This is a genomic window from Pseudomonas sp. NPDC089752 (assembly GCF_044748725.1).
Classification (GTDB): domain Bacteria; phylum Pseudomonadota; class Gammaproteobacteria; order Pseudomonadales; family Pseudomonadaceae; genus Aquipseudomonas.
Map to the genome: position 1 here is coordinate 228,061 of NZ_JBIVGP010000001.1, position 14,607 is coordinate 242,667.

Genomic DNA, 14,607 nt, shown 5'->3' on the forward strand with positions numbered 1-14,607 from the left:
GCTCAAATTAATTATCAGGATCGACGGCAGTGCATTTATGGATGCAGGTCTGCATTAAAAAGCCCACTGGAGTCGATTCCGATAATTAACTTTCAAAGCTTCCTGACTCCCCCCAGCATTGAGCGCGTGCCCCGTCCATCCAAAACAAAAACAAATGCCGTGTCGGAGTTTCCCCATGCTCAGTGATTCCAAGCGAGTGCGTGCCGCTCTCATCTTCATTGCCTGTACGTCATTCATCGTCTGTGGAGTGCAACCCATCTTCATGGGATTGCTCACCGAGCGGCTGAGCCTGTCACTCGACCTGCAGGGCTGGGTGGTGTCGGTCGAGATGATCGGCATGACCCTCGGCACCTTGCTGTGTCCGCTGCTGATGAAGCGCCATGGCGGGCGCAGCCTGTGCCTATTGGTCGGCATGCTGTGCTTGGTCTTGAGCATTGCTACGGCCTTCGCCACCACCAGCACGATGCTGTTGATCGTGCGCCTGGCGGCTGGGACCTGCGCAGGACTGGTCTATGCGTACGCCGTGACGACACTGGGGCGCTTGCCCAATCAGGACCGTTCCTTCGGGCTGATGTTGTTGTTGCAGACGCCGGAGTATTCGTTGTTTTCCGCCGCGTTGCCCTTGCTTGCCGCGCAGAGTGGAGCCGTGACCGCGTTGTGCTCCTTCGGTCTGTGGTACCTGCTGATCTGTGGCGCCAGCCTGGTTCTGCCACGTCGTCCGGTAGTCGTGCTGGAAAGCGGCGAAGCTACGCCGGCCCAGGGTGGTTCGGCGCGTACGGGGCGCAGCGCGCTGGTGGGCATGCTGTTCATGCAGGTCGCCATTTACTGTGTCTGGGGCTTCATCGACCAGCTGGCCCGTGACCAGGGGATCGGCGGCGTCGATATCGGCTGGGCGTTCGGCCTGTCGGCCATTGGCGGCCTGCCGGGCGCCGCGTTGCCAAGCGTGCTCGGTGGGCGGGTCAACCGTCAGCTGATGATCGCCGTGGGATTGGTGGCGGTGTTCATCTCCATCGCCCTGCTCACTGGCCACACGCGCACCCCGATGCAGCTATGTGCCGCGCTGTTGTTGCTGAACTTCGGCTGGGTGCTGTCGCTGTCGTACTACATGGCACTGATCACCACCAACGACCCGACAGGCAAGCTCACGCCGCTGGTCAGCATCACCTTGATGGGAGCTGCAGCAGTGACCCCGGCGCTGATCGCGATGCTGGTGGACGGCTCCAATCAGCAACTGATCTTTCTGCTGGGGACCGGGGCGCTGGTGATTGCCTTTGCCGTGACAGGCCTTGGGGCCATGCCCAAGCGAGTGCGCACTCGGGCTGCTTGCTGATCGAGGCCGGATAGTCGCCGCTACTGCAACGTTGGCGGCTTCACACCCAGAGGTAACCTCTCGACGACTGCCTCGATCTGTGCAATCTGCCGCGCAAGCTGCAGCGCCTCTTCAAGCATGCCGGCCGCCTTCAGACGGTCTCGTTCCTTGCGTAATGCGAGCAGGTTTTTTTGCAGTGCCAAGCCAGACGTATTGAACGGGTCCATGTATCTCTCACGCTAAGGGGCCTCCGTGCCGTTGTAGGAAAATGGACCGTAGCAGCTCAATAATCCTGCGGAAACTGAGGTTTCATACAGCGAATGCTCGACACCACGAAACGTCGCACCTGTAGTGGAGAAACGTCCTACAAATTGGAGTTGTACCTGTTTCCATTCGTGTAGAAAGGAGACCTATCTGATACCCGAATTTGCTGGGGCTTATGGCAGTGGGCGGGCGGAAGATGCTGAAGACTGCGTCCATGGCGCAGAGGCGCAGTCTGAAATCTGATGTAGCAATTAAGCGCCATCTGATACGCTTTTTTTTCACCAACCTGAATCTGTAACCGTATCAGCCCGCCGCCCATAATGCTTTTCATCCCCACACCACATTTGAAGAGGTTCCAATGGGCAAGCTCGCGCTGTTTCTGGGTGGTTTTTTGCTGCTGACGATTCTGATCGGCCTGCTGGGCACTATTCCGCCAAGCTGATTTTTCGCCCACCCTCCGGCCCATCTCCTCCGTCAGATGGGCCCATTTCCTGCCTGGCTCCGCAGCGTATCTTGGTATACCGCTGGACTAGCGGTAGCTGCAAGTCGTTCTCAAGTGCAAACAGCTCGTGTACTCTCGCGCTCGCGTCACAATGGGTCGCATAGCACCTGGTCTTTTGCTTTGGAGTCGATACATAGATGGAATGCAAGAAGGGCACTTCAGCCATGCTGGAGTGGCGTAGCCGTTTTCTCACTGCCGACATCCTCGAAGAGGACGAATACGATCAGGCGTTGCGCAGTGCCGAAGCCTTGGAACAATCGGGTGAGATCACCGCGGTTGAATGGATCGAGCTGGTCAAAGCGGCGAATGCGGCACTGCTGCGCGTGCGATAAGTCCTTCTTTGCAAGAGGAAATCTGTCCACAAAAATCGTGGGTAGGTCTGTGGATAAAATGCTGCAAGCCAAGCCGTTTGTGGCTTCTGTTAAATTGAGCAGATTTTGAACAGCCCTCAGCCGGCCTGTTCAATCGCCGCTTCACCTGCCTGGCGCAGCGCCATTAGCAGCTCGCGTACCCGTGCTGGCAGCTCCCCGGCGGGGTACACCGCATGCATCTGAGGGTCTTGTCCGGTGCTGGAAGTCAACCGGTATTGCGCGCATACACGCACCAGGCGTCCGGCTCTGACTTGCGCTTCGCCGACCCAATCAGCCAGCCGAGCGATGCCGGCACCTGCCAGCGTGCTGTGGTACACCGCATCACCTGAACTCAGCCGCAGCCGCGGATGTGGGCGCAGGCTGGTGATGCGGCCATCGCGACAGAAATGCCAGGCCTTGAGAATGCGTGGAGCGGTGTGCAGGATCAACGCATGATCCACTAGCTCTTCTGGCTGCCGAGGTGTGCCATTGCGGGCCAGGTAGGCAGGGCTGGCATAGACATGGCGTTGGTAGCGCCACAGCGGATAGCCGATCAGCTCACTCGATTGTGGGAAGGCGCCGCGCACCACGAAATCGAGCTTGCCCAGCAGCGGGTCCATGGCCTCATCGCCGTACTGCACATCCAGGGTGACCTGCGGGTGACGTTGGAAAAACGCCGCCAGCACACCCGGCAGCACATGTTCACCGAGCAGTTGCGGCACGCCGAAGCGGATCCAGCCTTGGGCGCTTCCGCTGAGCGCAGCCAGCTCGTCGGCAGCGTCACGTTGCACATCCAGCAAGCGTTCGGCATGTGGGAGCAAGCGTTCACCCGCGTCGGTGAGTGTCACCGCATTGGCATTGCGGTTGAGCAGCTTGCACCCGGTGTTCTCTTCAAGCATCTGCACCGCGCGCGTCACGGCGCTGGGAGAGCGGCCAAGGGCACGGGCGGCGGCGACGAAGCTGCGCTTGTGCGCGACGCTGACGAAGGCCTGGATTTCGCGCAGCATGTCCAATGCCATGAATGGCTCCTTGTTGCGGTTTTTGCAATATGGCATTTCAACACAAGCGCGCTGTTTTGATTAGCCTTGCCGTCTGACATCCCTGCCTGGAACCGCGTCATGATGGATATTGCCGTACTTTCCCTGTTCGCCTTTGCCGCCGGCCTGATCGATGCCGCCGTCGGCGGCGGCGGGCTGATCCAGATCCCGGCACTGTTCAACGTGCTGCCTACCGCGCAACCCGCAGCCTTGCTGGGCACCAATAAGCTGGCTTCAGTCTGCGGTACGGCCTTCGCGGCGCGCTCGTTCATCCGCAAGGTGACATTGGATTGGGGATTGATCGTGCCTGCGGCGCTCAGCGCGTTCGTCATGTCGTTCGCAGGCGCCGCCACGGTGTCGCTGGTGCCGCCCAGCGTGATGCGTCCGGCGGTGTTGGTGATGATCGTGCTGATGGCGATCTACACCTTCTGCAAGAAGGACTTCGGCACTTTGCACAAACCGGCGAAGATCGGCCGCAAGGAGCAATGCCTGGCCGTGCTGATCGGGGGCGCCATCGGCTTCTACGATGGTCTGTTCGGCCCGGGCACCGGCAGTTTCCTGATCTTCCTGTTCATTCGCTTCTTCGCCCTGGACTTCCTGCATGCCTCGGCCTCGGCCAAGGTGGTCAACATCGCTACCAACCTGGCGGCGCTGGTGTTCTTCGTGCCCTCCGGCAATGTGCTGTACGCCATTGCCCTGCCGATGGCGGCGTGCAATGTGCTCGGCGCGCTGACCGGCACCTGGCTGGCGGTACGCAAGGGCGCAGGGTTCGTGCGCGGGCTGTTCCTGATTCTGCTGTGCGTGCTGATCGCCAAGCTGTCCTGGGATTTGCTGACGGGTTGAGTCAGACAACCTGGCGCTGGGCTTCGGCCAGTTCGACGCGATTGCGGCCGTGGGCCTTTGCGCGGTACAGCGCCTGGTCCGCGCGGGCCAACAGTTCGTCAAGGCCTGGCGCCGCGACATCGGCAGCGCAGCCGTCGAGGCCGATACTGACAGTCATCTGCAGGCGCGCATCGCGTTGAGCCACATGCAGGTCCTGCACCGCCCGGCGCAAGCGTTCGGCGGTGAACTTGGCACGTTCCGGCGCAAGCCCCGGGAGTAGCACGACGAACTCCTCTCCGCCCATGCGCGCCAGCAGCTCGCCGTCCTGCAACTGGTCCTGTAACGTGCGGGCGAACTGGCGCAGAACCTGGTCGCCAACGCCATGGCCGTGGCGGTCGTTGATCGATTTGAAGTGGTCGATATCCAGCATCATCAAGGTCAGTGGCAGTGCCTGAACATGCTGTTGGCGGCTGTCGAGCAGAGCGCTGGCGCGCTGGGTAAAGGCGCTGCGGGTCAGCACGCCGGTCAGATGATCGATGGTGGCCTGATGCGCCAGGCGTGCCAGCAGGCTGCGGTTGGCCTGGCTGACACAAGCGACCACCAGGGGCCCGAGCACCAGCATGGCGATGCCCAGGCGCGCCGACATCAGCGTGGTGACGCCCGGCTCGCTCTGCGGCACGCTGAAATGCATGAGGTTCTGCGCCACCGCGACGATCAGCGTGCTGCCAGCCGTGAGTGTCAGCAGGGACACCAGGAAGGGTGAGTAGGTCCAGGCGCACCACAACAGCGCCGCGATCGGGAAGGCAATCGCCCCCGGCCCGCCGAAGAAAATGCTCAAGGCCAGCGACGCCAGCAGCACCAGCAGGGGAGCCAGGCGGATAGCCTGGGCGCCGCTGCGTACCAGCGCACGGACCGAGGGCGCGGTAAGCAGCACGGGCAATACCAGCACGCTGGTCGAGAACTGCTCGCTGAACCAGGCCAGCCAGGTGGAGCGCAACGATTGCTCGAACCATGGCGCGGCCATCACGCAGGCCAGGCTGGCCGCCACTGCGGCCCCTGCAGTGCTGGCGCCGAACATGCTGAGCACGCCCTGTGGGCTGCGCATGCGTCGGTGGCGGCGCGGCAGGCGTGACAGCAACTGCCACACCGTCACTACAACACCCAGGTTGCACAGGTTGAACCACAGCGCCGGCGCCCAGGCGCTGCCGCAGGCCAGGTCGGCGGCGACCATCGCCAGCCAGATCAGGGCGAAACCGACCGGGCCGGCTTGGCGTGGGTAACGCAACAGCATGCCCGCCAGCACGGCATTGACGGGCCAGAACAGCGACAGGGACTCGATCGGCCTAGCCAGAATCCCGCCCAGGGTCAGGGCAAAGGTCAGCCCGAACAGGGCGACATGGGGCAACAAGCGCGATTTGGCTGGAAAAACCATAGGCTCGACCGACAAGCGGAGACGAAATCCAGGACAACGGCTGTAGGCACCTGGGGCAGTAACGTGTCAGTGTGTTTCCATAGTCTAGTTGATGTCAATGTGCTGCGATTGCGCAGGATAGTGCCAATTAGCATGCCTTCACTGCCAAAAGGCTCATAAGCCGTAAAACCACGGCACCGTCAACACCGTTACTATCATCACCAGGAGCGTGAAGGGCACCCCGACCTTGACGAAGTCGCCAAAGCGGTATTGGCCTGGGCCCAGTACCAGGGTATTCACAGGCGAGGAGACCGGGGTCATGAACGCCGCCGAGGCTGCCAGGGCCACAGTCATGGCGAACGGGTAGGGCGACAGACCCAATTGGGTCGCGGTGCTGATTGCCACGGGCGCCATCAGCACCGCAGTGGCGGTGTTGGAAATGAACAGGCCAATCAGGGCGGTCACCATGAACAGGCAGGCGAGCATGACGAGCGGGCCGGCGCCACCCAGCAGGCTGACCAGCCCGCCCACCGCCAGGTCGATGCCGCCGGTCTTTTGCAGGGCCTGGGCGAACGGCAGCATGCCAACGATCAACACCAGGCTTTGCCAGTGGATTGCCCGGTAGGCGCTGTTCATGTCGATGCAGCGCCCGGCGCCCATCAGCAGGCAACCGATAAGCGCGGCGATCACGTTGGGCACCGCACCGCTGACCATCAGCCCGACCATTACCGCCAGGCTGATCAAGGCATAAGGGGCGCGAGCGCGCGCCGGTGCCACCTGGTCGATCTCGGCGGGCAGGCTCAACACCAGAAAGTCCTTCGGTTGGCTTTGCAGCTGGCGCACCGCCTTCCAGAGGCCGACCACCAGCAGTGTATCGCCCTGGCGAAGCGGCTCTTCCACCAGATGTTCTTCGATCGCTGCCTGCTCGCGGCGCAGGCCGACCACGTTGAGGTCGTAGCGGGTGCGGAAGGCAAGGTCCAGGATGCTTTTGCCGATCAGTTGCGAACCAGGTGGCAGCGAGACTTCGGCCATGCCCAGCTCCTGGGACTGGTCGATGAAGTAGGCCGCCTTGAAGTGCAGCGGTTCCAGTTGCATGGTCTGGCACAGGTTGCGCAGGTCGTCGCGATTGGCGAACAGGTCGAGCAGCAGGACATCGCCCTGATGCAGCACGGTATTGGAGTCGGCGGCGATGACCCGCGTGGTGAACTTGTGCTGGCGCTCGATGCCGATCACGTTGGCGCCATGCCGGGTGCGCAGCGCCAACTCGCCGAGGGTATGGCCGATCAGAGGCGATTGCGGGCGAATACGCAGGCGCCGTTCGCGGCCATTGAGTTTGTAATCGAGCACCAGGTCGAGCAGGGTGCGGCGGCTTTCCACCCGCCCATCTTTGCGTACCTCGCCGTTCAGCCAATTGCGCGTCAGCAGCATGTAACCGACGCCCAGCACCAGCACTACCAGGCCAAACGGGGTAAAGCTGAAAAAGCTGAAGCCCGATTCACCATGGCGCACCAGTTCGCTGTGCACCACCACGTTGGGTGGGGTGGCCACCAGGCTGAGCATGCCACTGATCAGGCCGGCGAAGCTCAGCGGCATCATCAGGCGGCTGGGTGAGATCCTCAGGCGCGCGGCGATGCTCAGCACCACCGGGATGAAAATTGCCACCACGCCGGTCGAGCTCATCACCGAGCCCAGCCCGGCCACCGACACCATCAGCAATACGAGAAGGCGCGCCTCGCTGTTGCCGGCACGCGCGCTCATCCATTCCCCTATGCGGTAGGCAATGCCAGTACGCACCAGCCCCTCGCCGATCACGAACAAGGCGGCGATCAGCACCACGTTGGGGTCGCTGAAACCGGCCAGCGCCTGTTCGGCGGTGAGAATGCCCATCAACGGCAGAGCAAGGATCACCAGCAGGGCGACCACGTCCATGCGCGGGCGGTTGATGACGAAGAGGACGACGACGACAGCCAGCAGGCCGAGGACCCAGAGTAGTTCCTGATTCATGGGGCGGGGGTGTTCCTTCACTCAAGGGGCACGCGAGACAATAGCAGTCAGTGTGGCAGCTTGTAGTGAAAGGGTATTGATGTGTTGCAGGGTTCACGCGAGCGCTTGAACAAAAAGGGCCGCGAAGGCGGCCCTGATGCTGTATGACTCAGTGACGGTGACGGCGGTGCTTCTTGCCGTTGTTATCACCCAAATGGTTGCCGATAGCGCCACCCGCCGCGCCGCCAAGGCCGGCGCCGATGGTCGAGCCGGCCGAACCGCCGACCTTGCCGCCCAGCAGCGAGCCGCCCGCCGAACCCAGGCCACCGCCGATGGCGGCTTCGGTGCGGTTGCCCTTGCGTGCGGCGACTGCGCTGCCTGCCGCGCCGCCCACGCCAGCACCGATGGCCGCACCGGTGCTGCCGCCGAGCTGTTTGCCGACAACGTTACCCAGGACGCCACCCAGGCCACCGCCAATGGCGGCAGTGCCGTCACCGGCGAAAGCGCCTTGGCACAGCAGCAGGCCAAGTGCAAGGGAAGGCAAAGTCAGACGCATGATAGGAGCCTCGGAGAATCATCAGTTATGTGTGGAGTGGAAAGACGTATCAACGGTAATCGCGGTCACGGTAGCGGCGATCATCATCGTCGCGATCATGCCGCTGGTGGTGACGGTGGCCGCGATCACCATCACGCCAGCCGTCATCGTCATCGTGGTAATGGTGGTGGTGGCAGCCGGCGATCAGCAGGAATGCACCGATCAGCGAAAAGCTTGCAAGGCGGGTCATCACGATATAGGTCCTTGATCCGCATGGGTTTACGGGGCACTTGCTAGGACTGTTATCGATCCATTTGGTTTCCTGCGCGCACAACATTTGCTGCGCCGTCGATGAGCGGCGCAGCATGATGCCTTGAGTCAGGAGGCGGGGTGGATAGCGAGAACTACGCCGTTGGTGATCTGCACCAGTACATAGTGATCACCCATACGCACCCAGTGGCTTTCCTTCTCGGGTTCCGGCAAGCCCTTGGCTTTCCAGTCCTTGATGGTCTGGTCGTCGCGTTTGTATTGATCCGGTGCTTTGTCACCCACTTTGAGTTCGCGGTTATGGGTTTCCGGAGCGGTGACACTTTCTTCGGCCGATGGCGCAGCTGAAGCGACCAGGGGCAGGCAGGGCAGGGCGGCGAGCAACAGCGATGGCAAAAGACGGCGTGCTTTCATGACGAATCTCCTGTTATAGGCATGCCTTAACTGCGACAGCAGCCAGTGCGGGACAATTCACTCGCCCTGCCCGGCAGTGCTAGAGTCGCTTTCTTTTTTGCCCCGAGGATGGAACATGCGAGCAATTCTGCCGATGGCTGCAGCGCTGGTGTTGGTCGGTTGCGCTTCAGCGACCATGGATACGGCACGCGGCGGTAAGCCGACTGCGCAGCTCGACTCGCGCAAGGCGCCGGAGTTGGTCGCCCAGTGCATTCAGTTCAGCTGGCAGAAAGAGGATGTGTTCGGGGATGACGCCAGTGGCTACCTGGAGGCGCGCAAGCAAGGCGGCCTGACTGTTTATACGCGTGAGGCGGAATCATTTGTAGATGTGTATTCGCAGGGCAGCGGCACGCGGGTGGACTACTATGCGCAGAAGAACGATGGCGTGGCATTGCAACGCCGCGCGGCGGCTGCTACCTGCTTGTAATCAGCCGCTGGAAAACCAATGGCAACAAGGATGTTCACCATGGATCGATCACAGCAACTCAACCGTGCCAGCTGGGACGAACGTGCCCCTCTGCATGCCGCGTCAAAGGACTACGAAGTCGAGCGGCTGGTCCAGCAGCCTGCGCATCTCTCTGAAACCGTGTGCTTCGACTTGCCGCGGCTCGGCGACATTCACGGCTTGAGCACCGTCCACCTGCAATGCCATATCGGTACCGACACCCTTTCACTGGCACGGCTGGGCGCACAGGTGTGCGGCCTGGACTACTCGGCAGCTTCTCTGACCGAAGCGCGCCAGTTGGCCACGCGTTGCAATACGCAGATCGAGTATGTCGAAGCCGATGTCTATCAGGCTGATCAGGTGCTGCAGGCGGGTACGTTCGACCTCGTCTACACCGGTATCGGCGCGCTCTGCTGGCTGCCGCATATCGAACCCTGGGCCCGCACCGTGGCGGCCTTGCTCAAGCCGGGAGGGCGTCTGTTTCTGCGTGACGGGCATCCGATGCTGATGGCGGTCAACGAAGACCACCAGGATCGGCTGCTGCTGGAATATCCGTATTTCGAGCACGAGACGCCAACGATATGGCACAACGACCAGACTTACGTCGACAGTGACCAGCGGCTCACCCTGACCGAGACGCATGAGTGGAACCACGGCTTGGGCGAGGTGATCAGCGCCTTGCTGGCGCACGGCCTGCAACTGACGGCTCTGGTCGAGCACCAGAGCATCCCCTGGGAGGCGCTGCCAGGGCAGATGGACAAAGGCCCCGACGGCGAGTGGCGCCTGCGCGAGTATCCCGAACGCCTGCCGCTCAGCTACACGCTGCAGGCGATCAAGGGCTGATCAGGACAGGTAGCCACCGTCCACATTGAGCGCGGTGCCCGTGGTGTAACTGGAAGCATCGCTGGCCAGGTACAGTACCGCGCCGGCCATCTCCTTCGGGTCGGCCACGCGCTTGAGGGGGATCTGCTGCAGCGCGGCATTGAGGATGGCGTCGTTTTTCACCAGTGCCGAGGCGAACTTGGTGTCGGTCAAACCTGGCAACAGGGCGTTGCAGCGGATGCCGAATTGCGCGCATTCCTTGGCGAAGACCTTGGTCATGTTGATCACTGCGGCCTTGGTCACCGAATAGATGCCCTGGAAGTGGCCTGGCGAAACACCGTTGATCGAGGCCACGTTGATAATGCTGCCGCCGCCGTTTTCACGCATCAGTTTGCCGGCTTCCACCGACATGAAGAAATAGCCGCGGATATTGACGTCGACGGTCTTCTGGAAAGCGTTCGGGTCGGTGTCCAGCACGTTGCAGAATTGCGGGTTGGTGGCGGCATTGTTGACCAGCACATCCAGGCGCCCGAACTGTTCGCGGATGCCGGCGAAGACTTGCTGAATCTGCTCCAGCTCACCGATGTGGCAGGCCACTGCGGTGGCCTTGCCGCCTGCCGCGATGATCGCGTCGGCCACTTGCTGGCAGCCATCGAGCTTACGACTGGAAACGATCACATGAGCGCCCTGCTGCGCCAGCAGGTGGGCGATGGCCTCGCCAATGCCACGGCTGGCGCCGGACACGAAAGCGATCTTGCCATCGAGGTCGAACAGGTGGGTCTTGGACATGCTGTTTTCCTTGTTGTCTGCCGTCAGAGCGTGGACTTGGCGATGACCTGCAGGCTCATTTGCTCCAGCAACCGGTTCATGTGGATGAACTGGGCGAAGCGCTTGTCCTGAGTCTGGCCGTGGTAGAAGCGGTAGTAGATCTGCTGGACGATGCCGGCCAGGCGGAACAGGCCGTAGCAATAGTAGTAGTCGAAGTTGTCCAGGCTGATGCCTGCGCGCTCGGCGTAGTAGTCGACGAACTGGCGGCGGGTGAGCATGCCGGGGGCATTGCTCGGTTGGCGGCGCATCAGTTGCACCGGCGCCGGGTCGCTCGCTTCGATCCAGTAGGCCAGGCTGTTGCCCAGGTCCATCAGCGGGTCGCCGATGGTGGCCATCTCCCAGTCGAGCACGCCGATGATGCGCATGGGGTTGTCGGCGTCGAGGATGACGTTGTCGAAGCGGTAGTCGTTGTGCACGATGCCTGGCCGCGGATGGTCGGCCGGCATCTTCTCGTGCAGCCAGGCGACGACTTGTTCCCAGCGTGGGGCATCGGGCGTCAGGGCTTTTTCATAACGGCTTGTCCAGCCTTCGATCTGACGCTGCACATAGCCTTCCGGCTTGCCCAGGTCGGCCAGGCCACAGGCCTGATAGTCGACTTGATGCAGCTCCACCAGGCGGTCGATGAAGCTTTTGCACAGCGCTTCGGTGCGTGTGGCATCCAGGCCAAGCTCGGCAGGAATGTCCGAGCGCAGGATGATGCCGTTGACCCGCTCCATCACATAGAACTCGCCGCCGATCAGTGTTTCATCGGTGCAATGAGCATAGGCCTTCGGACAGTACGGAAAACCGCTGTTGAGCTGATTGAGAATGCGGAATTCGCGGCCCATGTCGTGGGCCGATTTGGCTTTCTGGCCGAACGGCGGGCGCCGCAGCACGAATTCGCGGCCCAGGTAGGCAACCAGATAGGTCAGGTTGGACGCGCCGCCGGGAAACTGGCTGATCCTTGGCGTGCCTTCCAGGCCTGCGATGTTGGCCTTCAGGTAATGGTCGATGACGGCCGCGTCGAGTTCTTCGCCGGGGCGTACCTGGGTGGACTGGTCGGTGAGCGTCATGCGTGTACCTTATTATAGATCGCAAGGATTATTGGCTAATCTAATGGCGTTACTGCTCTGGAACAAGCGTGCCAAACGCCCAATAGGTGAGGGTGTTGCCGGCCGATCAATACCCCGAATGCCGCCGCCGGGCAAAAAAAAACCGAAGCTGTTCAGGCTTCGGTTTTCGCTTCGCTTGGCGCGTCCGTCACTCAGGAAGGGAACAGCTCGCTGAGCTTCATCGACAGCATCATGTCGCCCTCGACGCGCAGTTTGCCGCCCATGAAGGCCTGCATGCCGTCGGTTTCACCGCTGACGATGCCTTTCAGGGTTTCGCTGTCCATTACCAGGGTGCAGTTGGCATCCGGGTTCTCGCCTTCCTGCAGGTCGCAAGTACCGTCCTTGACGATGAGGGCGTATTTTTTGCCTTCGTCGGTGATGTCGAAGCCGAACACCAGGTCCAGGCCGGCGGCAGCGGCTGGGTTGAACTTCTCTTGCATCTTCTTGACGGCATCAGCTACGGAGGTCATGGCGTATTCCTTATAGAGTGATTTACACGTCCCCGCAGGGACACAACAGGCCGGGCTCATCGATAAGTGATGAGTTCCGGCGCCTTCAACAGCTGCACATGGGCTTGGCTGTTGAAGGAGGCCAGTGCCACGTCGCGGCCACGGAATTTCAATTGGCTGAGCGACGTGTTGATGATCTGCCAGTTCAGCGCGAAGGCTTGACTGGGGGTAATACCGGTTACCAGGTGAAGCAGGGCGGCAATGGTGCCGCCTGAGGTGAACACGGCGATGTTGTCGCCACTGCCAGCAGTTTCCAGCACACGCTGCAGGCCGGCGTTGACCCGGGAGGTAAATGCCTGCCAGGTTTCCAGGCCATCGTCGGCATGTTCGCCGGCGTGCCAGCGCTGCACCATCAGCGCGAACAGGCGCTGAAACTCGCTGCGGTTTTGCACACCGTTACGCAAGATGTGCCGCGCGTTCGGCTCATCGGCCAGGAGGCCCGGCAGCAGAGCGCCGATCACGCCATCGGCATCGAACTCATTGAACGCCGCATCGGTTTCAATGGCCGGAACTGCGTGGCCATTGTCTTGCAATGCTGTGAGTGCCAGCCGCGCTGTGTCCTGCTGACGGCGCAGGCTACCCGCAACGCAACGGTCCAACCTCAGGCCCAGATGCGCGAAATGCTCGCCGAGTGCCTGGCTCTGCTGAACGCCTACGCCCGACAGGACGTCATAGTCGTCGGCACCAAAGGAGGCTTGGCCATGTCGGATCAGGTAGAGGTTGCCCACAAAAGTGTCCGGCCGCTTGAAGGTTGATGCGAGGTTAGGACGCGCCACACAGGCTGTCAACGAAAAAACATACAAGCGTTTGAAAAGGTTGTTTGAACTGTGTTGCCAGCGTTTGCCGCCGCTGGCAGCGCCACGGTCGCACCGGTATGCTTGCAACAGTTTCGCGCCGTACTGGCGCTGGTTCATGAAGGAGTCAACGTGGAGTTTCTTGCCGAATACGCAAGCTTTCTCGCTAAAACCGCCACCTTGGTGATTGCCATCCTGGTTGTGCTGTCCGCCATCGCCGGTTTGCGCGGCAAGGGGCGGCGCAAGGCGGGCGGGCAATTGCAGGTCACCCGTCTCAACGAGTTCTATAAAGAGCTGCGCGAGCGCCTGGAGTCGGGCCTGCTCGACAAGGCCCAGCTCAAGGCCCTGCGCAAGCAGCAGGCCAAGGCGGAAAAACAGCAGAAGAAGGTCAAGGCAGAGGAGAAGAGCCGGGTTTTCGTGCTCGACTTCGATGGCGACATCAAAGCATCTGCCACCGAGAGCCTGCGTAATGAAATCACCGCACTGCTGACCCTCGCCACACCGCGAGACGAAGTGGTGCTGCGCCTGGAAAGCGGTGGCGGCCTGGTCCACAGCTACGGTCTGGCCGCCTCGCAGTTGGCGCGTATCCGCCAGGCTGGCATCCCGCTGACCGTTTGCATCGACAAAGTGGCCGCCAGCGGTGGTTACATGATGGCTTGTATCGGCGAGAAAATTGTCAGCGCGCCTTTCGCTGTGTTGGGCTCAATCGGTGTGGTCGCGCAATTGCCCAACGTCAACCGGTTGCTGAAGAAGCACGACATCGATTTCGAGGTTCTGACCGCAGGCGAGTACAAGCGCACCCTGACCGTGTTCGGCGAGAACACCGAGAAGGGCCGGGAAAAATTTCAGGAAGACTTGGACATCACGCACCAGCTGTTCAAGGACTTCGTCTCCCGCTATCGCCCTCAACTGCACATTGACGAGGTCGCCACCGGGGAGGTCTGGTTGGGCGTCGCCGCGCTGAACCGGCAGTTGGTGGACCAATTGCAGACCAGCGACGAGTATCTCAGTGACCGCGCCCGCAACGCCAATCTCTTCCATCTGCACTACGCCGAACGCAAGAGCCTTCAGGAGCGTATCGGCATGGCTGCCAGCGGCACCGTGGAGAACACCCTGGTGGGTTTGTGGAGCAAACTGGGCCGCTTGCGCTAACACCTTGAACACCTTGAATATTTTTTCTGTTCA

17 protein-coding genes are annotated in these 14,607 nt (G+C 61.4%); 6 read left to right on the forward strand and 11 right to left on the reverse strand.

Translation table 11 applies throughout. The annotated features are described in order from the left end of the window. Positions 1 to 175 precede the first annotated feature (175 nt). On the forward strand, positions 176 to 1,330 hold the full coding sequence (locus tag ACIPZF_RS00900) for an MFS transporter (RefSeq protein WP_400794358.1): 1,155 nt from the start codon (positions 176 to 178) through the stop codon (positions 1,328 to 1,330). 20 nt (positions 1,331 to 1,350) lie between these two features. On the opposite strand, the gene ACIPZF_RS00905 is transcribed toward ACIPZF_RS00900, so the two are convergent. Continuing rightward, entirely contained in the window at positions 1,351 to 1,536 is a 186-nt protein-coding gene (locus ACIPZF_RS00905) for a hypothetical protein (RefSeq protein WP_400794359.1), read from the reverse strand. 676 nt (positions 1,537 to 2,212) lie between these two features. Here ACIPZF_RS00905 and ACIPZF_RS00910 point away from each other — a divergent pair. Continuing rightward, positions 2,213 to 2,407 carry a hypothetical protein gene (locus ACIPZF_RS00910; RefSeq protein WP_400794361.1) on the forward strand — a complete coding sequence of 65 codons (195 nt, stop codon included), beginning with the start codon at positions 2,213 to 2,215 and terminating at the stop codon, positions 2,405 to 2,407. A 116-nt stretch (positions 2,408 to 2,523) separates the two neighbouring features. Here ACIPZF_RS00910 and ACIPZF_RS00915 read toward each other — a convergent pair whose 3' ends face one another. Beyond that, positions 2,524 to 3,444: a LysR substrate-binding domain-containing protein gene (locus ACIPZF_RS00915; protein WP_400794363.1), complete on the reverse strand. Its 921-nt coding sequence runs from the start codon at positions 3,442 to 3,444 to the stop codon at positions 2,524 to 2,526. 99 nt (positions 3,445 to 3,543) lie between these two features. On the opposite strand from ACIPZF_RS00915, the gene ACIPZF_RS00920 reads away from it, so the two are divergent. Next, complete coding sequence (locus ACIPZF_RS00920) at positions 3,544 to 4,305, forward strand: sulfite exporter TauE/SafE family protein (RefSeq protein ID WP_400794365.1); 762 nt, start codon at positions 3,544 to 3,546, stop codon at positions 4,303 to 4,305. Between the two features lies 1 nt (position 4,306). Here the strand turns inward: ACIPZF_RS00920 and ACIPZF_RS00925 are convergent, their stop codons facing one another. From ACIPZF_RS00925 to ACIPZF_RS00945, 5 genes are all read right to left on the reverse strand, one after another. Continuing rightward, positions 4,307 to 5,731 carry a diguanylate cyclase gene (locus ACIPZF_RS00925; protein WP_400794367.1) on the reverse strand — a complete coding sequence of 475 codons (1,425 nt, stop codon included), beginning with the start codon at positions 5,729 to 5,731 and terminating at the stop codon, positions 4,307 to 4,309. 138 nt (positions 5,732 to 5,869) lie between these two features. Then, positions 5,870 to 7,699 carry an SLC13 family permease gene (locus ACIPZF_RS00930; protein ID WP_400794369.1) on the reverse strand — a complete coding sequence of 610 codons (1,830 nt, stop codon included), beginning with the start codon at positions 7,697 to 7,699 and terminating at the stop codon, positions 5,870 to 5,872. A gap of 148 nt (positions 7,700 to 7,847) precedes the next feature. Next, positions 7,848 to 8,234 carry a glycine zipper domain-containing protein gene (locus ACIPZF_RS00935; RefSeq protein ID WP_400794370.1) on the reverse strand — a complete coding sequence of 129 codons (387 nt, stop codon included), beginning with the start codon at positions 8,232 to 8,234 and terminating at the stop codon, positions 7,848 to 7,850. A gap of 49 nt (positions 8,235 to 8,283) precedes the next feature. Continuing rightward, positions 8,284 to 8,463, reverse strand: a complete 180-nt coding sequence (locus ACIPZF_RS00940; protein ID WP_400794372.1) for a hypothetical protein — start codon at positions 8,461 to 8,463, stop codon at positions 8,284 to 8,286. Between the two features lie 128 nt (positions 8,464 to 8,591). Further along, entirely contained in the window at positions 8,592 to 8,894 is a 303-nt protein-coding gene (locus tag ACIPZF_RS00945; RefSeq protein WP_400794374.1) for an RcnB family protein, read from the reverse strand. 115 nt (positions 8,895 to 9,009) lie between these two features. On the opposite strand from ACIPZF_RS00945, the gene ACIPZF_RS00950 reads away from it, so the two are divergent. Then, entirely contained in the window at positions 9,010 to 9,360 is a 351-nt protein-coding gene (locus ACIPZF_RS00950) for a hypothetical protein (RefSeq protein WP_400794376.1), read from the forward strand. 39 nt (positions 9,361 to 9,399) lie between these two features. Then, the gene (locus ACIPZF_RS00955) at positions 9,400 to 10,221 is read left to right on the forward strand and encodes a class I SAM-dependent methyltransferase (RefSeq protein ID WP_400794378.1); all 822 of its coding nucleotides are present in this window, start codon (positions 9,400 to 9,402) and stop codon (positions 10,219 to 10,221) included. Here ACIPZF_RS00955 and ACIPZF_RS00960 read toward each other — a convergent pair whose 3' ends face one another. The 4 genes from ACIPZF_RS00960 to ACIPZF_RS00975 form a co-directional block, all read right to left on the reverse strand. After that, a complete protein-coding gene (locus ACIPZF_RS00960) occupies positions 10,222 to 10,989 on the reverse strand; it encodes an SDR family oxidoreductase (protein ID WP_400794380.1) in 768 nt (255 codons plus the stop codon). 23 nt (positions 10,990 to 11,012) lie between these two features. Then, positions 11,013 to 12,080 (reverse strand): phosphotransferase family protein, encoded by a 1,068-nt coding sequence (locus tag ACIPZF_RS00965; protein ID WP_400794382.1) that lies wholly within the window; start codon positions 12,078 to 12,080, stop codon positions 11,013 to 11,015. Positions 12,081 to 12,271: 191 nt separating this feature from the next. Next, complete coding sequence (locus ACIPZF_RS00970) at positions 12,272 to 12,589, reverse strand: SCP2 sterol-binding domain-containing protein (RefSeq protein ID WP_012273165.1); 318 nt, start codon at positions 12,587 to 12,589, stop codon at positions 12,272 to 12,274. Between the two features lie 56 nt (positions 12,590 to 12,645). Then, the gene (locus tag ACIPZF_RS00975) at positions 12,646 to 13,356 is read right to left on the reverse strand and encodes a histidine phosphatase family protein (protein WP_400794384.1); all 711 of its coding nucleotides are present in this window, start codon (positions 13,354 to 13,356) and stop codon (positions 12,646 to 12,648) included. A 198-nt stretch (positions 13,357 to 13,554) separates the two neighbouring features. Here ACIPZF_RS00975 and sohB point away from each other — a divergent pair, with 198 nt between their 5' ends. Beyond that, the gene (gene sohB / locus ACIPZF_RS00980) at positions 13,555 to 14,574 is read left to right on the forward strand and encodes a protease SohB (protein WP_400794386.1); all 1,020 of its coding nucleotides are present in this window, start codon (positions 13,555 to 13,557) and stop codon (positions 14,572 to 14,574) included. Positions 14,575 to 14,607 lie beyond the last annotated feature (33 nt).